This is a genomic window from Rhodococcus olei (assembly GCF_039540555.1).
In the GTDB taxonomy this organism is placed as follows: domain Bacteria; phylum Actinomycetota; class Actinomycetes; order Mycobacteriales; family Mycobacteriaceae; genus Rhodococcus_G; species Rhodococcus_G olei.
This window is the reverse complement of sequence record NZ_BAABFB010000001.1, coordinates 1-21,706: the sequence shown is the minus strand read 5'-3', so window position 1 is coordinate 21,706 and position 21,706 is coordinate 1. Positions and strand designations below refer to the sequence as shown.

Annotated in this window: 25 protein-coding genes and 4 pseudogenes; 12 read left to right on the top strand and 17 right to left on the bottom strand. The window is 67.6% G+C overall.

Going from position 1 to position 21,706, the window contains the following annotated elements; translation table 11 throughout:
- On the bottom strand, positions 1-207 hold a 207-nt coding region (gene mihF, locus ABD951_RS00140; RefSeq protein WP_345340833.1), incomplete at its 3' end, for an integration host factor, actinobacterial type.
- 238 nt (positions 208-445) lie between these two features.
- Between mihF and ABD951_RS00135 the strand changes: the two genes are divergently transcribed.
- Positions 446-895 (top strand): ribbon-helix-helix domain-containing protein, encoded by a 450-nt coding sequence (locus ABD951_RS00135; protein ID WP_345340831.1) that lies wholly within the window; start codon positions 446-448, stop codon positions 893-895.
- Positions 896-973: 78 nt separating this feature from the next.
- On the opposite strand, the gene ABD951_RS00130 is transcribed toward ABD951_RS00135, so the two are convergent.
- The 3 genes from ABD951_RS00130 to ABD951_RS00120 form a co-directional block, all read right to left on the bottom strand.
- Positions 974-2,110, bottom strand: a complete 1,137-nt coding sequence (locus tag ABD951_RS00130) for a zeta toxin family protein (RefSeq protein WP_345340829.1) — start codon at positions 2,108-2,110, stop codon at positions 974-976.
- On the bottom strand, positions 2,107-2,577 hold the full coding sequence (locus ABD951_RS00125; protein ID WP_345340827.1) for a winged helix-turn-helix domain-containing protein: 471 nt from the start codon (positions 2,575-2,577) through the stop codon (positions 2,107-2,109). Before ABD951_RS00125 ends, ABD951_RS00130 begins: the two co-directional genes overlap by 4 nt.
- Before the next feature lie 114 nt (positions 2,578-2,691).
- The gene (locus ABD951_RS00120; protein ID WP_345340825.1) at positions 2,692-3,075 is read right to left on the bottom strand and encodes a hypothetical protein; all 384 of its coding nucleotides are present in this window, start codon (positions 3,073-3,075) and stop codon (positions 2,692-2,694) included.
- A 552-nt stretch (positions 3,076-3,627) separates the two neighbouring features.
- On the opposite strand from ABD951_RS00120, the gene ABD951_RS00115 reads away from it, so the two are divergent.
- On the top strand, positions 3,628-4,251 hold the full coding sequence (locus ABD951_RS00115) for a hypothetical protein (protein WP_345340836.1): 624 nt from the start codon (positions 3,628-3,630) through the stop codon (positions 4,249-4,251).
- A gap of 286 nt (positions 4,252-4,537) precedes the next feature.
- Here the strand turns inward: ABD951_RS00115 and ABD951_RS00110 are convergent.
- Positions 4,538-4,651 (bottom strand): annotated as a pseudogene (locus tag ABD951_RS00110) (transposase); the annotation flags it as partial.
- A gap of 351 nt (positions 4,652-5,002) precedes the next feature.
- Between ABD951_RS00110 and ABD951_RS00105 the strand changes: the two are divergent.
- Positions 5,003-5,899, top strand: a complete 897-nt coding sequence (locus ABD951_RS00105; protein WP_345340823.1) for an alpha/beta fold hydrolase — start codon at positions 5,003-5,005, stop codon at positions 5,897-5,899.
- Between the two features lie 18 nt (positions 5,900-5,917).
- Positions 5,918-6,808 carry a phosphatidylinositol mannoside acyltransferase gene (locus ABD951_RS00100; RefSeq protein ID WP_345340821.1) on the top strand — a complete coding sequence of 297 codons (891 nt, stop codon included), beginning with the start codon at positions 5,918-5,920 and terminating at the stop codon, positions 6,806-6,808.
- Between the two features lie 147 nt (positions 6,809-6,955).
- Here the strand turns inward: ABD951_RS00100 and ABD951_RS00095 are convergent, their stop codons facing one another.
- The 7 genes and pseudogenes from ABD951_RS00095 to ABD951_RS00065 all read right to left on the bottom strand — a co-directional run bounded on the left by ABD951_RS00095 (position 6,956) and on the right by ABD951_RS00065 (position 11,426).
- The gene (locus ABD951_RS00095) at positions 6,956-7,219 is read right to left on the bottom strand and encodes a hypothetical protein (RefSeq protein ID WP_345340819.1); all 264 of its coding nucleotides are present in this window, start codon (positions 7,217-7,219) and stop codon (positions 6,956-6,958) included.
- 737 nt (positions 7,220-7,956) lie between these two features.
- A pseudogene (locus ABD951_RS28585) lies at positions 7,957-8,184 on the bottom strand (IS3 family transposase); the annotation flags it as partial.
- 581 nt (positions 8,185-8,765) lie between these two features.
- Positions 8,766-9,293 carry a DUF5994 family protein gene (locus tag ABD951_RS00085; protein WP_345340817.1) on the bottom strand — a complete coding sequence of 176 codons (528 nt, stop codon included), beginning with the start codon at positions 9,291-9,293 and terminating at the stop codon, positions 8,766-8,768.
- A gap of 203 nt (positions 9,294-9,496) precedes the next feature.
- A pseudogene (locus ABD951_RS00080) lies at positions 9,497-9,902 on the bottom strand (Hsp20/alpha crystallin family protein).
- Between the two features lie 85 nt (positions 9,903-9,987).
- Positions 9,988-10,176 carry a cold-shock protein gene (locus ABD951_RS00075; protein WP_345340835.1) on the bottom strand — a complete coding sequence of 63 codons (189 nt, stop codon included), beginning with the start codon at positions 10,174-10,176 and terminating at the stop codon, positions 9,988-9,990.
- 582 nt (positions 10,177-10,758) lie between these two features.
- A complete protein-coding gene (locus ABD951_RS00070) occupies positions 10,759-11,076 on the bottom strand; it encodes a DUF202 domain-containing protein (protein WP_345340815.1) in 318 nt (105 codons plus the stop codon).
- Positions 11,073-11,426 (bottom strand): YidH family protein, encoded by a 354-nt coding sequence (locus ABD951_RS00065; RefSeq protein ID WP_345340813.1) that lies wholly within the window; start codon positions 11,424-11,426, stop codon positions 11,073-11,075. Before ABD951_RS00065 ends, ABD951_RS00070 begins: the two co-directional genes overlap by 4 nt.
- A 63-nt stretch (positions 11,427-11,489) precedes the next feature.
- Here ABD951_RS00065 and ABD951_RS00060 point away from each other — a divergent pair, with 63 nt between their 5' ends.
- The 7 genes and pseudogenes from ABD951_RS00060 to ABD951_RS00035 all read left to right on the top strand — a co-directional run bounded on the left by ABD951_RS00060 (position 11,490) and on the right by ABD951_RS00035 (position 17,838).
- Positions 11,490-12,914: a DUF1214 domain-containing protein gene (locus ABD951_RS00060; RefSeq protein ID WP_345340811.1), complete on the top strand. Its 1,425-nt coding sequence runs from the start codon at positions 11,490-11,492 to the stop codon at positions 12,912-12,914.
- Between the two features lie 106 nt (positions 12,915-13,020).
- Complete coding sequence (locus tag ABD951_RS00055; protein ID WP_345340809.1) at positions 13,021-14,499, top strand: MFS transporter; 1,479 nt, start codon at positions 13,021-13,023, stop codon at positions 14,497-14,499.
- Positions 14,500-14,616: 117 nt separating this feature from the next.
- Positions 14,617-15,276, top strand: a complete 660-nt coding sequence (locus tag ABD951_RS00050; protein ID WP_345340807.1) for a TetR/AcrR family transcriptional regulator — start codon at positions 14,617-14,619, stop codon at positions 15,274-15,276.
- A gap of 170 nt (positions 15,277-15,446) precedes the next feature.
- Positions 15,447-16,101 (top strand): annotated as a pseudogene (locus ABD951_RS00045) (MspA family porin).
- 22 nt (positions 16,102-16,123) lie between these two features.
- On the top strand, positions 16,124-16,615 hold the full coding sequence (locus ABD951_RS28580; RefSeq protein ID WP_425569741.1) for a thioesterase family protein: 492 nt from the start codon (positions 16,124-16,126) through the stop codon (positions 16,613-16,615).
- Positions 16,603-17,232 carry a cysteine--tRNA ligase gene (locus tag ABD951_RS00040; RefSeq protein ID WP_425569742.1) on the top strand — a complete coding sequence of 210 codons (630 nt, stop codon included), beginning with the start codon at positions 16,603-16,605 and terminating at the stop codon, positions 17,230-17,232. The genes ABD951_RS28580 and ABD951_RS00040 overlap by 13 nt, the downstream gene beginning before the upstream one ends.
- Before the next feature lie 270 nt (positions 17,233-17,502).
- Positions 17,503-17,838: a hypothetical protein gene (locus tag ABD951_RS00035; RefSeq protein WP_345340803.1), complete on the top strand. Its 336-nt coding sequence runs from the start codon at positions 17,503-17,505 to the stop codon at positions 17,836-17,838.
- Positions 17,839-18,125: 287 nt separating this feature from the next.
- Here ABD951_RS00035 and ABD951_RS00030 read toward each other — a convergent pair whose 3' ends face one another.
- From ABD951_RS00030 to ABD951_RS00010, 5 genes are all read right to left on the bottom strand, one after another.
- Positions 18,126-18,827: an RES family NAD+ phosphorylase gene (locus ABD951_RS00030; protein ID WP_345340801.1), complete on the bottom strand. Its 702-nt coding sequence runs from the start codon at positions 18,825-18,827 to the stop codon at positions 18,126-18,128.
- Positions 18,827-19,687, bottom strand: coding sequence for a hypothetical protein (locus tag ABD951_RS00025; RefSeq protein WP_345340799.1), 861 nt, complete (start codon positions 19,685-19,687; stop codon positions 18,827-18,829). Before ABD951_RS00025 ends, ABD951_RS00030 begins: the two co-directional genes overlap by 1 nt.
- A gap of 204 nt (positions 19,688-19,891) precedes the next feature.
- Positions 19,892-20,329, bottom strand: a complete 438-nt coding sequence (locus ABD951_RS00020) for a hypothetical protein (RefSeq protein ID WP_345340797.1) — start codon at positions 20,327-20,329, stop codon at positions 19,892-19,894.
- Positions 20,313-20,591 (bottom strand): hypothetical protein, encoded by a 279-nt coding sequence (locus ABD951_RS00015; protein ID WP_345340795.1) that lies wholly within the window; start codon positions 20,589-20,591, stop codon positions 20,313-20,315. The genes ABD951_RS00020 and ABD951_RS00015 overlap by 17 nt, the downstream gene beginning before the upstream one ends.
- Positions 20,592-20,595: 4 nt before the next feature.
- Entirely contained in the window at positions 20,596-21,270 is a 675-nt protein-coding gene (locus tag ABD951_RS00010; RefSeq protein ID WP_345340794.1) for a hypothetical protein, read from the bottom strand.
- 251 nt (positions 21,271-21,521) lie between these two features.
- Between ABD951_RS00010 and ABD951_RS00005 the strand changes: the two genes are divergently transcribed.
- On the top strand, positions 21,522-21,706 hold a 185-nt coding region (locus ABD951_RS00005; protein ID WP_345340793.1), incomplete at its 3' end, for a hypothetical protein.

The following is a 21,706-nucleotide window of genomic DNA, read 5'->3' as shown; positions in this document are numbered from 1 at the left end:
CTTGCCGACCCCCGGCAACGACTCGAGGACATAGAGGACCTTCGTCTTCCCCACCACCGGGTCCTCGTCGGCCCGGGCGAGCAGGTCCGCGAAGGTGAGCTCCCCGGACTTCAGGCTCGCACGCAACTCTGAGCGGGCGCGGCGGGCGGCGGCGGCCTTCTCCAACGCGGCAGCACGCTGCTCCGGGGTCAATGTGGGCAACGCCATGATGATGCTCTTCTCTCTCGCGACTACCAGCCGACCATCCACGGTAAGACCCGGAAGCCTGCCGTCACAGCGGCGTTCGCCCGGCGTGTCCCCCACCCGAACACCCCCCGGGGGGCGAGACACACCCCCGGCTCGAGGCCCGGACACGCGGTTGTTGTCGTAGATTTGTAGTCACGATTTCGGTGGCCGGGTCGCTCGGGGCGGAGCACACGGCGGGCACGCCATCAGGTGGGTCCGGGTGATCGGACACCCCCACCGCCGCCGCCCGTGTCCCGGCGGGATCCTCGTCCACCGCGGCGACGAGGGCTTCCCCGACGCCAACAGAAGGGAAGTCGACCGGCTCGGACCGGCGACGCCACGAAAGGGGACGGCGAGCATGGCCGAACACGAGGTGCGCACGGTGCACGCCGAGCCCGAAGCCGCCCGCGACGCGGCCCCGCCGGACACGGCGAGAGGCGAGAGGCGCAGTCGAACCGTCGTGCAGTCCGTGCGGCTCCGCGAAGAGGACTTCGCCGCCATCGAGCGCCTCGCCGGCGACGCCGACGTGCCGGTCAGCGCCCTGATCCGCGGCTGGATCCTGGCGGGGCTGACCACCGAACGCGGCACGTCACTGCGGGACGCGATCGACCACCTCGCCGGCGAAGCCGAACGACTGCGCCGACTCGCCGCCCGCATCGACGACACCTGAACCCCCGATCGACCAGACATCCCGGGGTGCGCCCAGCAGACGACGAGTCAGTCCAGCCCCACCGGCCGATAGCGGAGATTATGGCGAAGTCGCCGGGCAGGGCGCCTGCCGGATCCCACGTGCTCGAGGTTGACCACGGTGCGGGTCGGGGCCGGTCGAGGACGTCGACCTCGACGTCGGCGACGACCCGGCGTTCGCGGCCAGGCCGAAGGACACCGTGCTGGAATACCGTGCCCGCGGCGACCGATCGCTCTCGGTCGGTGACGTCGTCGAACTGCTCGGCCACAGGCATGTGGTCGAGCGGTGTGGGTTCCGCCAGATTTGACCGGCCCGGGCGCGCACCCACGCCACCAGACACTCACCTGGGATGTGGGTGGCTGCGCTCGAGGATCGTTTCCAGTTCGCCGGCGGTGTTGCGGCGCAGGATTGCCACGCGGGTGGCTGATCGCCTGCGGACGCGAGGTCTTCGAGTTCGACGGCGTGCTGGGCGCACAGCGACTGGGCGGTGTCCCGTGTTGCAGATGTCGATCGCTGCCGGCGGGGTGAAGCGGCCGCCGAGCCTGTCCGCGCCGTCCGCCCACCACCGGCGGCCTGACCACCAGCGGGACAGGGCCTGCTCGTGGGCGAGGGGCGGTCGGCTTCGACGGCGATGACCTCGACGGACTGGTAGTCACCCTCGGTGAACTCGGCGACGAGCTTCGGTGCCTGTCCCTTCCAGGTGAGCGTGCCCTCCACCACGATGTTCTCGCGGCGCGTGATGCAGATGCGGCGGATCTGATCGATCAGCCGGGTCGATTCGTGGTGGACGAGCGCTGCCAGCTCGCGCGGCGCGACGGTGCGCCCGTCGCCGAGGGGTCGCGCGAGGATGTCGTCGTAGACTCCGTCGCGCATCGCCCGTTCGATCAGGTAGTCCTTGACGATGTCCGGGTCGAGGATGCGGAAGCCCGTCAGGTCGGCCGCGTGCTCGCGCAACGCGGTGCTCTTGCCGGCCCCGGGTGCGCCCGCCGAGACGACCGCGGAGCGGCCTCCGCGAACCGGGCTCTGGCGGTCGAGGTACTCGGCGACGACGCGCTTGCGGAACGCGAAGCGGTGGACGTCGCCGGCGTAGAGCGTGTTGGTGTTGTGGTCGGCATCGGTGTGCAGGGGGTGCCCGGGGGCCGACATGGCGATGAGTTGCGCGGCGACAGCGCCGCGCAACCGGTCCTCGTCCGTCACTGAGCGCGGGCCGCTCGTTCGAGGTGCGCCTTGTTCCGCTCGACGAGGCGGGCGAACTCGTCGTCGGTGAGTCGATCGAGGTAGTACGCCTGCTCGATGTCGTCCCAGTCGCCGGAGGTGTAGGCGTCGGTGGCAACTCCGTCGACGTACGGCACCCGGCCGAAGGTGTAGCGCCAGTTCAGCAGCCTGTCCATCATCGCGTCGTCGTCGATCAGACCGGCGGCGCGTTTGTCGATCACCTCGGCGGGCGTCTCCTCGAGCAGTGACGGGTCGTCGGAGAATCGGACCAGGATCCGCTGGATGGTGGCCTGGGAGTGCTTCCCGACGATGGCACTGATCCGACGCTGGGTCAGTTTGCCGTCGTGGGAGGCGCGGAAGATCGCGCGGTTGAGCTCGAGGTCGTCGACCCGGTGACGAGCGGCGGTACGGATCAGCTCCCGCTCGGCCCGGCTCTCGGTGACCGTCATCAAACCCACCTCCTGGTGATTCAAATTGAATCACTCGGTTCGAGGATACGTCCACACTCCCGCTCCCGTCGAGGCCACCCCGCTGGGTCGGTGGGTCATCCACCGCTGCCGCGGTCATTCGTGGTCAAGGTCGTCGCCGAGGTCGCCGAGGTCGTCGTCGAGGTCTTCATTGTCGCGGCAGATCAGATTTCCGTCGTCGAGGGCGATCGCCCATCGCCGCGGGTGGGCCCAGTCGCGTCCGTACGACCGCGCGCCGATCGCGCCCAGGCTGGTGAATTCCTCGACGATCACACCCGAGGCGAGGGGCCACTGGTCTGCCGGGAGTTGCGTGTCGAACGAGTGGGGGGTTCTCACCCGGGCCCCGACCGAAAATCGTCGTCGCCGACCGGTTTTGGGTTGAAGGTTCATGGGGAGGGTCTCCCGGTTCGCAGGGTGATGTCCGAGGGTGATTGTCGCGTTGTCACTGTATTCCGCGTCGCATTCCGTGTCGTCGCCCACCGTACGAGTGCGCCTGCCGAGCCTGATGCGGGCTCTACCGACCCGGAGCGCGGCGCCGGTGGGCTCGAGCAGTACCCATCAGCTCCTCACACCAAGCGCGGCCGCAACAAGTACCGCAAAGCCGAAGTAGACGCGACCGAGCGATGTCATCGTCGTTGTGCAACGGAACTTGTAAAAAGTTCGCGTGGAACGGGTCTCGCTGCTCGCACCCAGCGGAGGCAGCCTCTCCTTCAGCCGGGCGCGAGCCTTCTTCCAGTCCTTCGGGGTGGGTCGCAGCCATCGGGCACCATCACCGCCGCGGCGGCCACCCCGCCCCCGGCGGCCCCGACATCGTCGCGGCCCCCCTGTCCGGGATACGCCGCGACCACGCCACCACGTCGACCTCGCGATCGGTCGGCCCGGCCGGTCGGTGCGGGTGCACGGGTGGTCCTCTGGCCGGGCCACGGTCCCGGCCGCCAGGACCGCCGACCGTTGCGTCCGCGCGCGGACGGGAGCAGGGTGGGAGCGGACCGGTGGCGCCACCGGGGCGCCGCCCCGACCGCAGGAGTCGGCATGTACGCACGCACGACCACAATTCAGGCGCAGCCCTCGTCCGTCGACGCCGGCATTGTGCATCTCCGCGACGAGGTGATGCCGGCGCTCTTGGCCGTCGAGGGGTGTGTCGGGCTGTCGTTGATGGCCGATCGGCATTCGGGCCGCTGCATGGCGACGACCGCGTGGGAATCCGAGGAGGCGATGCGGGCCGGCGGGGCCAGTGTCGAGTCGATTCGCCGTGACGCGGCACGGGCCTTCGGCGGGACCGTCGACACGGTCGAGCAGTGGGAGATCGCGGTGTTGCATCGTGATCACCGCACGGGCGAGGGCGCGTGCGCCCGCTGCACCTGGCTGCAGGGTGATCCCGGGGCGATCGATCGCGCGATCGACGCCTTCCGGGCGGGCGTGCTTCCCCAGATCGAGTCGATGGACGGTTTTTGCAGCGCCAGCCTGTTCGTCGACCGAGCGACCGGGCGCGCGGTCGCGGTGACGGCGTGGGACGGCCACGACGCGATGGACAGCGGCCGCGAGCACGCGAACCGGGTCAGGTCGTCCGCGAGTCAGGACATCGACGCGCGCGTGCTGGAAGTGGCCGAATTCGATCTCGCCGTCGCGCACCTGCGCGTGCCCGAAATGGCCTGACCAGCGTCATCTCACAGCCCGGCGGGTGCCGCTGCGTCGGCACCGCCCACCATCGGTGCGCGTCGACGGCGTCCCGCCAGCTTCGCACTCCGCGTCGCGGCGCGCAACTGATTCACGAAATATACTGCAGCACAACCACTTCCGTTCAGCCGATAGCGAGTATTATCGGGAACCACGGCGGGGCGGTGGACGGTGCCTGATGGCCAATCCCCATCACGCGGTCGACCTGGTCCTGAGCGCATGAAAGTGCAGGTCACGGGCCCGGAAGTCAACAACTACGGCACCCTGCGTCGTTGATGCCCAGTTCCCGGGCCACCTGCGCGATCGGTTTGCCGGTCTCCCGCACGATCTGCACCGCGCCCTCTTTGAACTCCGGATCGAATCTCCGCCGCGTCTGCATCGCCGCACCTCCTCATGGCGATGTCTCCACGATACGAGGGGAAGCCCAGGAACACGCAGCGCAGCATCCAGGTCATTAGTAAAAAGCCGGCCGAGCAGCGGGGAGACGCGCGATGCCCGCCGAGCTCACGCAGCGCGGCGGTGATCGCCTCCACGTGGGCCCGCCCGAACCGCTCATTCGCTCCAGTTTCACCGGTCAACGATGCTGACCGACGACCGCCACAACCTGCGAAGTCCCCCGCGACTGCGCACAATTGATGGCGGATGACGTGTGATCTTCATGAGATGGCCGACGGTCTGGTCCGGTGGCGATGGCCGCCACCGGTCGCCTTGCCGGCCGGTGGAGGTAGCGATGGCCGACCTAGTAGTGCACACCGACCTGCACGGCGACGACGTCGCCTACCGGCTCGCCGGTTCGGGCGAGACTGTGCTGCTCGTCCACGGGATGGCCGCCAGCTCGCGCACGTGGCGGTTCGTGCTGCCGGAGTTGGCCCGAGGCTTCCGGGTGCTGGCCCCGGACCTGCCCGGTCACGGCGAGTCGGCAAAACCGCGCGGTGACTACTCGCTCGGTGCGTTCGCGGTGACGCTGCGCGATCTGCTCGCCGAGCTCGGCATCGGCCGGGTCACCGTGGTGGGGCATTCCTTCGGTGGCGGGGTGGCGATGCAGCTGGCCTACCAGCATCCCGAGCTGTGCGGGCGGCTGGTGCTCATTTCCAGCGGCGGGCTGGGCCGGGAGGTGAGCTGGATGCTGCGGCTGCTGTCCGCGCCCGGCGCCGAGCTGGTGCTGCCCCTGGTGGCGCTGCCGCCGCTGGCGCTGCCGGTGCTGGCGCCGCCCTACCTGCGGCCCCTGGGGCGGGGAAGGTTGCGCTCCTGGCTCGTCGCCAGGGGTGTTCCCGCCGATCGGGCCGAGGAGGTGTGGCGCGCGTACGCGTCGCTGTCGGACACCGCAACCCGGCAGGCGTTCCTGCGGACCCTGCGCTCGGTGGTCGACCCGGGCGGTCAGGCGGTCAGCGCGCAGCGCCGCCTGCACCGCGTCGGCCTGCCGACCCAACTGGTCTGGGGAGAAGCCGATCCGATCATCCCGGTCTCGCACGGGCTCACCGCCCACCAGGCGATGCCCGACAGCCGGATCGCTGTGATGCAGGGGGTGGGACACTTCCCACAGGTCGAGTGCCCGGCCGCGGTGGTCAAAATCATCGGGCAGTTCATCGCCGCCACACCCGCCGCTGCGGCTGAAGGTGACGGGTAGACGATTGGGGGGCGCGCGGTGAACCGGAAGGATCAAGCCTGGGATCTCGGGTACGCGGCAGGGTGGCGGCTGGTGCGCGCCCTCCCGCAGCGGTGGGCGCGACGCCTCTTCGACGTCGCGGCCGACCGCGCGGCCCGCGGCGGCGGACCGGACCAGCTGCGCCGCAATCTGGCCCGGGTGACGGCCACGGCACCGTCCCGGGTACCCGACGACCTCGTGCACGCGAGTTTGCGCTCGTATGCCCGCTACTGGTGCGAGGCCTTTCGGCTGCCGTCGATGGATCCGGTGCAGTTGGCCGAGATCGTGGAATCGTCGGCCACCGGGCTCGAACACATCCGCGCGACGGTCGAGTGCGGCAAGGGCGCCGTGCTGGCGTTGCCGCACAGCGGGAACTGGGACCTGGCAGGAGTCTGGCTGGCGCAGCGGGTCGGCCCGCCCACCGTCATAGCCGAACGGCTCAGACCGGAGTCGCTGTTCCAGCGCTTCGTCCGGTTCCGTGAGAGTCTGGGTTTCGAGATCATCCCCCTCACCGGCAACGCCACGCCACCGTTCGAACAACTCACTGCGCGGCTGCGGCAGGGGCGGACGGTCGGGTTGCTCGCCGAACGCGACCTGACCGGCACGGGCGTCCCGGTCAGCTTCTTCGGCGAACCGGCCCTCATGCCGGCCGGTCCGGCCCGGCTGGCGATCGACACCGGTGCACCACTGCTACCGGTGCACTGCTGGTTCACTCCCGACGGCTGGGGCTTCCACGTCGATACACCCGTCGACACCGCCCGAGGAGTGCAGGCCACGACCCAGGCATTGGCCGACCGATTCGCGGCCGGTATCGCCGCGCACCCAGCCGACTGGCACATGCTGCAACCGGTCTGGACCACCGACGTCACTGCCGACCGGCCCCACCGATAGGCATGCTCGCACGATGTCACGCCGACCGATCGGCCGTTCCTCCACAGTCGCACCGAACTCGGCCCGTCGACGAGCGGACTCGCGCGCGTGCCAGAACTTCCCACTTCCATGTGCGTACAACGCATTCAAGCCCGACCCGAGCTTCCGTCAACGGTGCTTGACGAGGAAGGGGCGGTGCACGACGACATCGGCTTCCGCCGCGAAGGTGATGGCGTCGATACCCGATTCGACGAAGGTGACGCGGACCTCCGGACCGCGAGGCTCGGCGTCTTGTTGCCGCTCGACAGTTGTCTCGACCAGATAGCTTCGGCGGTACATCCGCCCCGATTGTTCCCAGGTTCCCACCTCGACGAGAATCGGCCCCTCACTGGCGAAACCCGGCAGGTCCGCCGCTTTGATGGTGGCGGTCACGAGACTGGTGGGAGCCTGCGTGGTCGGAGAAGACATAGCGGCCGCCATTTCTTCGCTCGGGAGTCTTTTTGACAGTGCGTCACTGATCAATTCTCCCGGCGATTCTACTCGTGGAAGGTGCCACCGAGTTGTCCCCTCTCACAAGCGCGGACTGGCGTGGGTGTGAATGCATCTCACCAAGGAACATCGCCGATTCGTCGAGTTCGCTGACGCGGTGCGCCGCCGAGGTTCACCGGCACTTCCGGCTTAGCAGGCACATCAAGTCGGAAGAGCCGGTGAACCCCAATACCGTTGAATCAATATGGTGCTGGAGGGCGTCCTATGCGGGTGACGGGTCTACGGTCGATCGGGGTGCGTTGTGGTGATGCGCCGAATTGGGTCGTCGACGAGGTGTGAAGCCGCATGCGTTGCTGCGGCGCTGAGGGCCAGCCGGCGCACTCGGGGCCGAATGGGGTGGGGTGGCCGTACGGGCGGCGGTTCGTCACCCTCGCGTGGTTCGGGTCGGTCGGGTCCGGCCGATCGCGTTGTCGATGCCAGTCGAAGAAGCCCGAAGAATAGCTCTGACATGGCGATTTTCCCAGAACGATCATCTGATGCAAGAGGCGTTCGCCAGTGCTACCGGGTCACTGGAGCGCCTTCTTGCGGCGCGCCGCGTCGGTCGGGCGCAGGTGCTGAAGCCTGAGCGACTGTAGCCCCACGGGTGACCACCACGGAAGCAAGTGACGTTGTCGAGGTGCTGACGTTCCCGCCCTCGAGTCGATCGAGTAGCCCACGATCCGGTTCGAGAACACATCCTTGACAGCGCAGAGGTAGAGCTTGCCGTCACCGGTGTGATGCTCGGTGATGTCGTTGAGCCACAACCGGTTCGGGGCATCGGCGGTGAAATTCCGCTCGACAAGATCGTCATGAACCGGTGGCTCGGAGCGGGCGATGTTCGTGCCACGCTTCTTGCCGAACGAACTCCACCACTTGTTGTTCGCCGAGCAGATCCGCCAGGCCGTTCGCGACGCCATCGGTTGGCCGGCGTCGGCGGCCTGGTCGACCAGGAACCGATACCCGAACTCGGGGTCGTCGCGGTGGGCGTCGAAAGTCCCCCATGCCGCGGCGTCGACAAATGCTGATCGTCCGGTCCGGGCGGTCGTCCACAACCTGTTCAGACGTAGTTCCCCGTCGCGGAATCGCTAGCTTGGTTCGACTTGAACACGCGGAGCCACACCCCGGGCGCGTAGATCACTTCCTCGTCCGGTCGGGCTACGAACAAGGCGCCACTGTCGTGGACGGTGAAGTGGGCGTCGTCGCCGTAGCGATCCTCAGTCGTTCCACCCCCTTCGCCGACTTGAGACGTCACAGTGAAGGCCATAACCGCATCTCCCCGATCTGGATACCAAAGGATGACACCAGCATAGGTTGCGCGCAGGTTCCGCGACGTCCAGACCGTATCCGTTTTTCAGCGCTGCATCCTGTCCCGACTTCGGGGGGAGCAGCGGCGGGTCAAGCTGGAGTGGTGCGTCCCATGTGCGGGGCTTTTCGTCAGGCGCGTCCGGCGTTAGCGGGCCCGGGCGCCGCCCTCGGAATCCCAGCGTTGCTGCGCCTGCACGGCGGTGTCGGTGCGTTCGGTGGCGGCGGGCTTACCGCGGGTGAGCAGGTCCTCGACGGTCGAGGCGTCGTTCGGGCTTGCCGCGCCCATCAGCATCGAATGCGCCCGGGCGGGTTCGGTGTTCGGCGGCACTACCAGCAGCACGATCCGGGCACGATTGACCCCGAGGACGTAGATCGTGTCGGCCGGCTGGAATCTGTAGCCGTCGAGCCGAACCGTGTGCCCCACCATCGCGATCCGGGCGGGCGCGTCTTCCCATTCGTTCAGGGCGTAGACGACCCGATCGATCGGGCCCAGACGCACCGAGAGCACCTCGAGCAGGTCGGGAAGCTCGGTCGCCAGATCACGTGTGTGGGGCCACCACGCCCCTTCGACGTACCCGGTGACGGGGGCCTTGGGCTTTAGCCTCAGGCGCGGTGTCCGCTCGGGCCGCACATGGGCCTGCGCAAAATAGGGGTGGTCCTGTTGTCGCGTCATGATCGACGCTCCTCCTCGGCCGTGAACCGGTCACTTCTTCACTCGGCGACGACGCAGTCATGACCGCCCGCATACGAAGGGCCTCCGATACCTCAACACTACGCGCACGACATCCTCGGCAACGGTGACCATGGTGTCGATCATGGACCGGGCCCGGCCGCATGCGAAGCCTGGTCCGGTCCGGGTCCGGTCCGGTGAACGAGTTAGGACGTGGCGCTCTGATCGGTCGTGTCGGCGGGCTCGATGATCTTCGTTTCGCCGCCGGCGCCGGGTGTGATCTCGATGCGCCTGGGCTTGGCCTTCGCCACAATCGGGAGGGTCACGGTCAGGACCCCGTTCTGATAGGTCGCGGCGATGTGTTCGGTGTCGACGCCGTCGCCGAGCGAGAGCTGACGCATGTAACTCCCAGTGAAGCGTTCAGAAAGCCAACCACTGCACATCGTGTTCGGTGCGCCAGCTGCGCTGGGCCTTCACGGTGAGGATGCCGCCGTCGACACCGACCTCGACGGAACCGGGGTCTACGCCCGGAAGGTCGGCGTGCAGGACGTAGTGATCGCCGGACCTGTAGAGGTCCATCGACCCGACCCCCGAGAAGATGCGTGCGATCACGCACGCCGTCGGGAACCTGTTCCGCGTCAGACCCGAGGTCGGCTCCCCGGGCCGCCCCGTCGCCGAGGTGCGACCCGGTGCGGGGTCAGAGCGGGCGTACGTTCTGGGCCTGCGGGCCCTTTTGGCCCTGGCCGATCTCGAACTGCACCCGCTGCCCCTCCTCGAGGGACTTGAAGCCGCCGCCGGCGATCTCCGAGTAGTGCACGAACACGTCCGGTCCGCCGCCGTCCTGGGTGATGAACCCGAATCCCTTGTCCGCGTTGAACCATTTCACGCTGCCCTGCGCCTTGCCGAGAACTCCCCTGCCTTCTCTCGCCCCGCGCCCCCCGACAGCCCGGGCGGGCATGCTTTACAACTCGGGCGATACCCGTTCAGGATATCGCCGCCCGGTGTGTCCGATCGGCTGCCGGATTCCGGGCGCGGTATGCGTGGCCTGCGACGGGGGCGCGGAGCTTGATAGGCAAACGCAGTCGCGGCACAACCTGCGCGTCGCACCCGAGCAAAGCGAAGAACTCCGCCGCGAACGCGACCGGTGAGCGCGATGCCGTGGTGAGAGCCCGGGCAGCGACGGAGGTGCGAGGCGGCGGCGACCGGAAGAGGGCGTGCTCGCCGAGGTGTACGACCGGCTCCCCGACTTGAGCCTCGGCGTCGCCGACGCAACCGGACGGCCGCCGACCTGGGGAACGGCGTATCCGCAACTATCGGCACTATAATGGACTGCGCGACAGCATCTTTGGTGCTTCTACGGTCACTCGGCCGCTCATTCTCAGGGCCTGTCCGAACCGCCGAAGACGAGTTCGGGCGCGCCCACCACCGGTTCGGTGGGGTGCAGTTGCCTGATTGCGCTTCCGCGGTTTCAGTGAGGTACTCCGGCAACAAGTCCGACCCATAGGGCACAGCAGGAAATCGATGCGGACACAATGCCGGTTGCCCGCGCGCTCGCTCGGATGTGCCCTCTACGTATCTGGCGTGCTTTGACCAGGCTGGCGATCACAACGATCGACGTCGCGCAGGCTGCGATCACGGGTGACAGAACCCCGAGACCCCAATCTCGGCCGGCGGCCTGATGCGCGAATATCGCCGTGACATCCTTGGCGGACAACGCAGTTCGGCGCCAGGCCAGTGATGTTCGCTCAGCCTGCAGTCCCTGGTCCCTCGGTCCTTGCGCGCTCATGAGAACACGATCGCGGAGCCGGCCAGGACCGCTATGACAATCGTCCCCGTGGCCAGGATCCGGATGAGGCCGAAGCTGGGCAGTGACCGATCGCGACGCATCGCCCGCTGAATCGACCGCCAACGTGAATACGCACCGCTTGTGAGAGCGATTGAGAGGCCGATGCAGGTCAGGGAGACGGCGATGCGCGCAGACCCATTGGCAACCGAGGCTGCGAGCTGGTCGACGGCCACGCCGCCGGCGAGGAGGCCAAGGGCTGTGCGAATCCATGCCAAGAAAGTTCGCTCATTCGCCAGGGTGAATCGGTAGTCCGGCTCACGCTGCTCGACACCTGTTTCCGGCTCTGACACCGCAAGATCCTTCCCTCTGTGGCCCGAGAAAAACGGGCTTCTACCTGGCTGTTGGTTACGACCTTGGTTGCCCCGACCGGCGTCATCGCGATGGATTCGTCGAGACAGTGGGAGGTGACCCATCCATGCCGAGACGTCAAATCGAAGTGGGGGTTGACAATGACGTTTTCGAGTTTGAGTATGTCATTTGCGCTCGGATGTACCGAGCGGTCCTGGCTGGTCTGCCTCGTGAATCACCGGTCCGACTTCCCGACCAGGAATGTGCAGCAACACGGAGGAAGAAACATGACGGAACGCGTGGAGTCGGTGCGTTCAGGCGCCTTGCTCGACCAGCTGAGCGAGGCGTGGCGTGGGTTCGGCCGCACGGTGGTTTTCGACGACCCGGATACCGACACGCCCCTTCTAAGGGCTGAGGGCTTGCGATTCGCAACCAGGTACCTCGCAGCGGGCGCCCTCCTGAGCATGGAACTGGCCGATCCGGCCTATCCGGAGTTCGGCAGGTGGGCCGACACCACGTGCAGCTGGGGCATCGACAACCCCGACGTGATCTACACCCTCGCCGCGGTCAGCGGTGACCGCACCTACCGAATCCACGGCGACCGGGGAACCGCCCACTACTTCGACATTCAGGTCCACTCCCCGCACTTCTGCGAGGCACCCGACTACCGGATCAACTCCAACATCGACAGTCGCACCCTGTCGGCCGGAAGTGACGGGGAGTTCGAGTTGCTCCTCGGTCCCGAACGTCCGGCCGGCTACACCGGCAACTGGCTGACGATCGACGCCGAGGCGGGCTCGCTGTGCGTGCGACAGGTGTTCAGCGACTGGGCAACCGAGCGCCCGGCCAACCTCGTGATCGAGGCCGTGGACGCCGTCTACCCCCCGCCCGCCCCACTGTCGGAGGCCGACGTCGAGGCGCGGGCCCAGCGCCTCGTTCGCTGGCTCGACAAGGCCGGGGCGTACTGGGACCACATGTGCAAACTGTCGCTGAACGCGCCCGCGAATTCCCTGGCGTTCACCCCGCTGAGCGAGAGCGCGTGGGGCGGCTTCCAGAATCAGGCATACGGCATGGGCAGTTTCCAGTGCCCGCCCGACGAAGCCGTGATTCTCGAGTTCGAGCCGCCGCAGTGCCACTACTGGAGCTTCGGTACGGGGAACTGGTACTGGGAGACCGTCAACTGGTTCTCTCGCCAATCCTCCCTCAATCATTCCCAGGCCCGGCTCGATGAGGACGGCGTCTTCCGCGCTGTCATTTCCCACCGGGACCCCGGCGTGCCGAACTGGCTGGACACAGGCGGGCACACCCACGGCACCATCAACGGCCGCCTGCTGCTGACCGACAGCGTTCCGAGCCCGACCATGAGGCTCGTGCCCCTCGCGGACGTGCGAAAGTTCCTGCCCTCGGAAACACCCGCAGTGACCCCCGCAGAGCGCACGGAGCAGATTCGACTCCGGCGCCGTTCCGCACATTTGCGCAACAGCCACTAATCGCGGCGGTTGCCGACCGGATCCCCCCCAAAACCACCAAAGAACTGCGCGAACCCACACGCCCCTGACAGATCGGGCTATCGGGTCCGCCTGGATCGAGATCAACATGACTGAGACCACGACCAACAGACCTCCCCCACGACCCGGTGACGAACCGACACTGGATCGAAAACAGCGCTGTCGGTACGGTACGGCGCTCGCGCTCATCGTGCTGATATCCGAGCTCGCGCCGATGGAAATCACCTTGGTGTATCCGGCGATTCCACACATGACGCAGAATTTCCGCACACTGCACCTGGGCTGGGTCCTGACGATGGTGAGTTTGGTCGCCGTGATCAGCCTGCCGCTGGTCGGCAAGCTCGCCGACACCTACGGCAAGAAGCGGGTGATGCTGATCCTCGCCGGGCTCTTCTCCGTCGGATCCCTGATCTGCGCGACAGCGGACTCGTTCCCGGTGCTGCTGGCGGGCCGTGCCCTCCAGGGAGCCGCGGGCGGGATGGTCGCGGTGTCCTACGCGCTGGTCCGCGACACGTTCCCGCGTCGCTGGGTCCCGGTCGCACTGGGCACCGTGGCCGCCGGAATCGGCGTCAGCGCGCTCGCGTCGCCGTTCGTCGCCGGCTGGTTCATCGACAACCACGGCTGGCAATCGTTGTTCTGGTTCATGCTGGGCTACGCCGTGCTGCTGATCCCGGTGGTGGCGGTAGTCGTGCCCGAGACATCGCTGCGACTCCATCAGCGCCTCGACCTACTCGGCGTCACGCTGCTCGGATCGGGGGTTGGGCTGATCCTGGTCGGCATCAGTCAGGGACCCAAATGGGGCTGGGTCAGCAGCGGCACGCTTGTGACACTGTTCGGCGGGGCCGGACTGCTCGTCGCGTTCGTCGTCTGGGAGCTACGGGTCACCTCACCCGCCATCGACCTCCGACTGCTCGCCGGCGGTGCGCTGCGTTCAACACTGGTGGCGTACCTATTCATCGGGTTCATGATCGCCGGATACGGGCTGCTCATGCCGCAGATGCTGCAGACGCCCGCCCAGGTCGGGGTCACGTACGGCGTGGGGCTGACGGCGACAGCGCTCGCGTTGTGGACCTTTCCCACCGGCTTGCTGACAATGCTCTGCGGACCCCTCGGCGGCGCCGTTGCGCGCCGCCGGGGTGCACGGCTGACACTCATCGGCGCCGTCTGCGCGATGATCGTCGGCCTCGTCGCCGCCGCTGCGCTGCCCGAACACCGTTGGCAGATCATGTTGATCTCGGCGGTCTTCGGCATCGGAATGGGTCTGTACTACGCGTCCGGACCGAACCTGGTGATGGACGCTGTCCCGGCCGAGCAGAGTGCGGTAGGGGCGGCCATGCTCGGGGTGGTCGCCCAGCTCGGCAATGCGATCGCGGTGACCGTCCTCAGCGTGGTGATGGCGGAGAACATCGCGCGCCAAAACCCAACCACCGGACGAATCACATACTCGGACGCGGCGTTCCAGCATTCCTTCATCCTCGCAGCGGTGGTCGGTCTCGCGGGCCTCGCTGTCGCGATACGAATGCGACACGGCCGGACCCCCGCAACCGGGGGTGCCGAAGCCCACTGAGCGGCGTCGGGCGAATGACCCCCACCAGCAATTCGCCGTCGCTCCTCGGACCGCATCGGTGTAGCTATCCTCGACTTCGAGAACGGCAATCTCACCACGACCATGAGGACAGACCAGGTGACTTCCGCAGACCAGGGGGCTGTCAACCCCATCGCCACCGCCGCCGTCGATCGGCTATTCGGCCGGCAGCGCGACGAATACCTCACGGAGGCGCAGCGCCTCATCCGCGCCTGCGGCAGCCTCATCGCTGAAACCGGTCAAGTGGATCCCCCTGTCGCCGCGATCCTCGAGCGCGCGGGTCTCGCGACCCGCGCGTTCTACCGGCTCTTCAACTCGAAGGAAGAGTTGATCGTCGCCGTTCTACAAGACGGCACCACCTCGAAAACCAGCTACGTCGTCGAACGAATGGCATCGGCGAGCACACCGATCGAACGTGTCGATGCATGGGTTCGAGCCGTTGTCCTCCCCTACACGCAGGATGCACAACAGGGGTATCGAGCAATCCTGCTCCACACGTACCGGTGGGAAACGATGTTTCCCACCGAACTCGCAGCTATGCGCGAACAACTCCTGCAGCCACTGGTTCACGCAATCGCCGACCTCCGCGATGAGGACGACCCGAGAAACGCCCAAACCTCGGCCGAGATCATTTTCGACGCATTCTTCGGCGTCGCCTGCCGGGCAGAAGCACAACGGCGACTGGTCGGTCCAGACGAGGTCGCTGTGCTCACCCGGATGGCCGCACTCATCGCCACTTCATTCAGTGCCACGGAATGAACCACTAGTCACCTCGGGGTAACCCGCATCAGTTCGATCTGCTCGACCTGACGAAAGAGCGATCGCTGCACCATTTCTTCACTGCTCGGCCCTACTCGTGGCCAGGCCTCTTCGGCGATGGATTTTGCATTGTCGATTCCCAACCTCTACCGACCTTTGAGAAGGAAGCCATGAATTCGAACGACTCCCCCTCGCGCCGTGGTGCCCGTATCGCAGGCCTCGGCGCAGCAGCCGCTGTCACGATCGGCCTGATGTCGACGGGCGCCGCGAGTGCCGACATCTTCGTGCCGCTGCCGGACGGATCCAAGGCCGCCCCCCCGGGGTCGTGGGGTCGCGCACCGGTGAGAGCGCCCTGATCTCACCGTCCCTGGCGGCCAACGGTGCCGGCCGCACCGCCTGGGTGTCGGGCACCGTCACCGCCGACGTCTCGTCCATCACCAAGGAGGGCGAGGCCGGACCGTTCGCCGGCCAGACCAACATCCCCGGCACGAACAACTCGTCCACGCACGGGATTTCGCGGATCAGCACCGGCTACATCGTCGGCTGCCAGGTCGACGTCACCGGTCTCGGCGGCTCCATCGGCGGAGGCTTCGACCTCAGCGGCCCGTCGACGAACGCCTCGCCGACCGTCCCGGTCGCGGCCGGCCAGGTCAGGTTCGTGAACATCACGGGCAAGGACGGCAAGTACGCGGTCCAGTACAAGGGCACCCAGCTCGAGATCCAGAACTTCGGGACGCCCAGGCCCGGTCCTACGCCGTCGTCGAGATCGTCGGCGACAACTACTCCAAGACCACTCTGTACGGGCGGCCCTTCTCCAAAGGCTGACCGCGGCTCCGCCGCCACCGCGCTGCGGCCGTACCTGACCGACGATCGACGGACGGTCGGCACCCACGTCGAGAGCAGCCACCTCGCCGCGACGCACGAAGGCGTGACCGTGACCGCCGATGTCACGCTGATCGCGGTGGACGGTCGCACCCTGCACTTCGACGTGGCCTGCTACGACGAATCAGGCCCGATCGGCTCCGGAACGCACCGCCGCGCCATCGTCGACGACGCCACCTTCGTGCCGCGGGCGGCGGCCCAGAGCACGCGCCAACCCCGACAGGCGAGCGGGCGGCTGAGTCGATGCCACCGCCTGCCTGGACGAGTGACGTCCTGCGGCGCCGTCCCTGGTCGTCCCTGGTTGTGGGGGACACTGAGTGGATGCTGGAGCTGGTCGACGCCCGCACCCGAGCCCCGGCTCGGGTACCCGCCCTGCCCGGCGGGATCACCAGGGTGGCCGTCCACCTTCCGTCCGGACAGCTCCCGGGGCTGCGGGTGCTGCTCGTGGCCGATCTGATCGGCCGCGTCCTCGAGGACGTGCACGCCGTCCAGGTGCTGACGGCATGGGTCGGGGCCGAGGTACCCGACCCGGCCGTGGTCGCCGATCTGATGATCCGCCGACCCGCCGACGTCGTCGACTCACCGGCCGCGGTCGAGGACGCCCTGGTCGGACCGGTCGCGCTCACCGTCGGCGGCGCCGCCGATCCGGCACCCACCGACCGTGACGTGCACCGCCTGCACGTCACGGTCGGCGACGTCCGAGATGATCGGACGCCCGGGAAGGTCGCGGATCCGGCGACGCTGCGCCTGATGTTGCTCGCGACGCGGCACGAGCAGGCGGTCACGCTGACGGACGAGGGCGTCGAGGCCGCCGACCGGATGCTGCGCCGATGGCGTGGTGCGATCGCGGCGTGGTCCCGGTGCCCGTCCGCACCCCTCGCCCGGTCGTACACGGATGCGGTGCACCGTGCCCTCGACACGGGTCTCGACTTCCCCCGCGCCATCGCGTTGCTGCGCAGCCTCGAATCCGACCCTGAGGTGCGCGACGGGGCGAAGTTCGAAACCGTCGTCCACCTCGACCGGACGCTCGGGCTGGACCTCGTTCGCGGCATGTCTGCTGTGCCGCCCTCCTGAATCATGCGTTCGCGCCGTGTGCCGACAGGAGCCGAGGGCACATTACTTAGCAAAAGGAGTTAGCACTCACACGATGCGAGTGCTAACTTCTCATGGGGTCTACGTCACAAACGGGAGACCCTCGACCGAGTCGCGACCATCGACCACTGACGCGGCCAGACCACGCCGCCGCTCATGTTCGTGGACCGAACAGTTCCCGAAAACGCCTCCGGTCTCGTAGCGCCGAACCGTCCCCACCGACCCGACCCGTCAACCGCAAGAAGGAGGATCATGACCGCCGTCCCCCACAGCCCCCGTGCCGACCACCTCATGTGTTCCTCCGCCGACGACAACGACAACGACAACGACACACGCAAGCAGCATGGTTCCCGCTTGCCCGCCGTATCGATCACCCTCGGGGCACTGTCCGTGGCGTCGTTCTGGATGGTCGGACTCGGCTTCATCCTGGGCCTGACCGCCGTCATCTGCGGCGCCGTCGCAACCTCGCGATCCGCGGTAGCCGACGACGAGGCGGCATCCTTGCGGGCCCTACTCGGCGTAGTCGCCGGCGCCGCGGGGATCACCGTCTCCGCGATCGCCCTGTTCACCATGCTGGCGCACCTGTGAACCGCGAAAATGGCCGTCGCATTTCCTGTCGCGAGACGGTGTCGCCCTACAGGAGGTACTCCACGGTGCCGGCGCCGTAGTAGCCGGCCTCCCCGGTCGACCCCTTTAGATGACGGGAACGTCGGGTACTTGGCGATGGCGTTGACAGGTCACGAACACGCTCAGCAGCTGCACTTCGACGGCGGAGTGAGTTCCGAACACGCGTCCGTGGTACGTGAGGGGTTCGCCGTGAACATGTTCGGCCGCCACGACATTGCCTTTACCTTCGTAGATCGCGCGTCACGGACCTACGTCGGCGGCCGGCACTTCGTGCAGTCGTCGTCGGCGATCTCAGTGACGGTGATCTGCTGCCTGATCAGCGCCTTCTTCGCGGCCAGGAACCGCTCGTGACGCAGTGGCAGGTCCCGGGGCGCGCCGGAGGCATCGGTCGGCACCGCGAGCGCGTCGACGCAGTCCCACAACGCCAGGGCAAGACCGTTGTTGTAGGCGGTGCGGTACCGGATGCCCTCCACCTTGGTCGGGGCCGGCTGGTCCTCGAAGATCGCGCGGGCCCACTGCTGGGTCAGCTCCCGGTTCTCGTTGCCGGTGGCCAGCGCGGGCAGCGCGCCGATCGCCATCGCAGCGCCGGGCTGGTCCAGGTCGTAGAACACGACCTCCCGCGCGGGGAGGACCTGCGAGACCCGCCAGTTCGAGCACAGCGGCGCCGCCCCGGCCTCCCCGAACACCTCGCAGGCACCCGTCGCGACGTCCCCCGCGACGTACAGCACCGTGCGCCCCTCGGGGTCGAGGTCCGGTGTGGCGAACGGCGGCGTGTGGTGGTCGAACCGACCGAGCGGCCCGAACTGCCGGAACGAAACGCCGTCGGCGGTGTACTGATCTCGGTGGTAGACCCGGTACCACGGCGCAGCAGCGCTGCCGAGCACAGTCCAGGTCCAGCGGTGATCTGCCTTCGGCAGGGGTCGATCAGGTTCGGTGAGAGCTCTCGCCATCAGGCGGCCATCAGCGTGCCGATGACCGCGAAGACATGGTCGCTGTCGCGGACCATCTCCTGCGCCGGCGTGCGGCCGTCGAAGTTGTCGTTCGGCCGGTTCATCCACCTCGACAGGCTCACCACACCACCCGGGAACGACTGCGCCAGGCGACCGACCTCGGGCAGCACCGGATCCTCGAGGTCCGGGGTGAACTGCCACGCCGGCAGCTTCCACGACCGCGCGTCCTTGAGCCCGACCAGCCGACCCTCGGCGAGCATGTCCGACACCGTCTGCGCGGAGACACCGAGGAGTTCAGCGACCTCCTTCCGTGTGAACGACTTGGCCAGCTGCTCCCGCCGTTGCTCGACCTGAACGCGCAGGTTCTCGCGCTCCACGGCCTCAGCCTCATCTGCCGAGGCGACCGGTCCCCAGCCGTCGTCATCCACCTCCGAGTCCGAAGAAGCCTCGCCAACACCGTCGACGTTCAACAGCGCAGCAAGGAGCCGCCGGACGAGCGTGTGGGCGTCGTCCTGGCCGACCTCGACACTCACATCCGACGCTGCACCCGAGATCCACGGCCCAGCAGCGTCCATTCGGAGGGTGAACGGCACCGCCGAAGGCGCCTCATTGTCGGCACCTGTTCTCGCGGCCCTGCGGACAACCTCCCTGAGCGTCCGGAGCTCCAGGTCCGGCAACTGCCAATCCACAACACGCAACCGCGGCAATTCCGGCAGCAGCCTGCCGCGCAGATCGGCAACGAACGACGGGGCGAACTCCGGCAGCGCGACCAGAGCAAAGTGCTCACCGTGGTCAGCGATGTCCTCCAGCAGCAGGTGTACGGACTCGGTGTAGTCGTTTGCCTTCTGCGGCGTTTCCAATTCGGATCCTCGGGGCATTTGGAACGCCTCCTCCCAAGCTCACCACCCAGCATACGCGGGTTATGCGGGTTACGCAGGTTGCGTGCGCCGGGACGTGTCATCACAGCAGGTCAGACACGACGCCTGGCAGATGCAGCGGCATTGAGTAGCTACAGATCGAACCTCAGAGGCCTTCAGGCCTGACCGCGCGACCGCGATGTGTGGTTACCATGGAACATCCACGACGAGACCGAAGTCGTCGAGGAGGGAGTCGATGACCCGGTTCCGTGCCCATCCCCGGTCGGCGAGATCACCTGTGGCGTCAATGGAAATGTCCGATGCTGCGCCCCGTTCGACCAGCATGACGGCCTGTTCGTCTCGTCCGTGGCGGCACCGATACCGCACCCCCGCCGCGGCTGGGGTGCCGACCCGGATTTTCGTGCAGGTGATGCGGGAGTCGCGGTATTCCCGCCACGTGCATCCGGCCAGCGAGCCGTCCTGGTTGATCGCCGCCAGCCCGGCCTGGGTGTCGAGGACCGCGACCGTGATGTCCTCACCCGCAATCATCCGGGTGAGCGACACTTCGGCGAGCGCTGTGTCGGAGAGCATTCCGGTCTTGGGGATGTCGGTGCCGCGCAGGATCCCCTCACCCGACCACGGCACCGACCGATAATCCGACGTAGAGGTAGCCGCCGAGGTGCGATCCGCCGGGGCAGACGCGGTTGTCGTGGACCGGGTCGAACCTGCCCTGCCCCGGGACCCGCGTGGTGCGGGTGTTGATCGTCAAGCCGTCCTCGAGCGGGGCGATGGCAGCGGAGTTGAAACTGTTCGGCGGGAAGAGGCTGTCGGTGCGGTGGATCCGCCACAACTCGGTGCCGGCCGGAAGGGTGTCGATGTGCGCGGGTGCGCCGTTGTACGTTCGCACCCGCTCACATGCCCCGGCGTGCGACGTCGAGGACGTTGTCGATCGCGATCTCGGTCAGCTCGCCGGCCTCAAAGTCCTCGAGGGGGCTGGGGCCGTCGAGGATCTCGGAGGCGGTCAGCCACCACGACACCGCACCGTACGGGTCCTCCGCCACCGCGAGCCGCCGGTTCGCGTACTTCACCAGGTCGTGGATCTTGTGCCGCGCGCGGTCGAACTGGAACAGCGGGTACCGATAGTCCGGGCGGGCGCCGATCGGCAACCCGATCAACTCCCCCGCCTTCCGGCGTTTCTGTGCAACGCTGCGGATCGGCTCGCTCGTCGGCGCCAGGATCGTGGCGACCTCTCTCGAGTCGATCACATCGAGGGCGTCGAGGACCGACCGGCGGGCGGTGGCCCGTGGCCCTGCGTCGCCGGCGTCGGTGACGGTCGCGATCAGTGACTGCGCGAGCTGCAACCGCTCCGTCTGCGACAGGGCGGCCGCGGAAAACTGGGTGAGCGCCGTGACAACGTCCCCGCCCGACTCCCCTGCCCCCAGTGCTGTCAGTTCGGTACCGCGCAGGCGCGCGCGGGGCCCGGGATCCGATGCCTTCCCCCCTGCCTGGACCAGGGCGGGGCGGAACTCGGTGAAATAGGTACCCAACGCCCGCTCGAGACCCTCGACGCGGATCGACTCGGACATTCGCGCCACCACCACCGGGTCGATGGCAGGAGCAGGTCCCGAGGAGAACGCTTCGGCACCCATCCGACCCTCCCAGGTACGCTCGTCACAACTACGTACCTATCGCACCTCCGAGGGTCTATCCGTCGATGCCTGAGACCAGCGGCCCAAACGGGGTCAGTGGAGGATCCGCAGCTTCCCCCTCACAGTTCTCGCCGGTGAGTCCCGCCCCGACCGAACGGGCGGGGCGGGGATCGACGGTCACCTCGTCGGTGTCCGCGAAGACCCGGCGTCCGTCATCGTGCAGCGAATCGCCCCCGCTGGCGCCCACCCGCACCCACCGCGGCATCAATGCCTTCCGCCGCACGCGAAGCACCACGCCGAACTTTCGGGGCTTGACCCTGGTTCTTGGACACGCTCATTCCAGCATCGGCTGGGGAAGCGAGATGATCGAGAA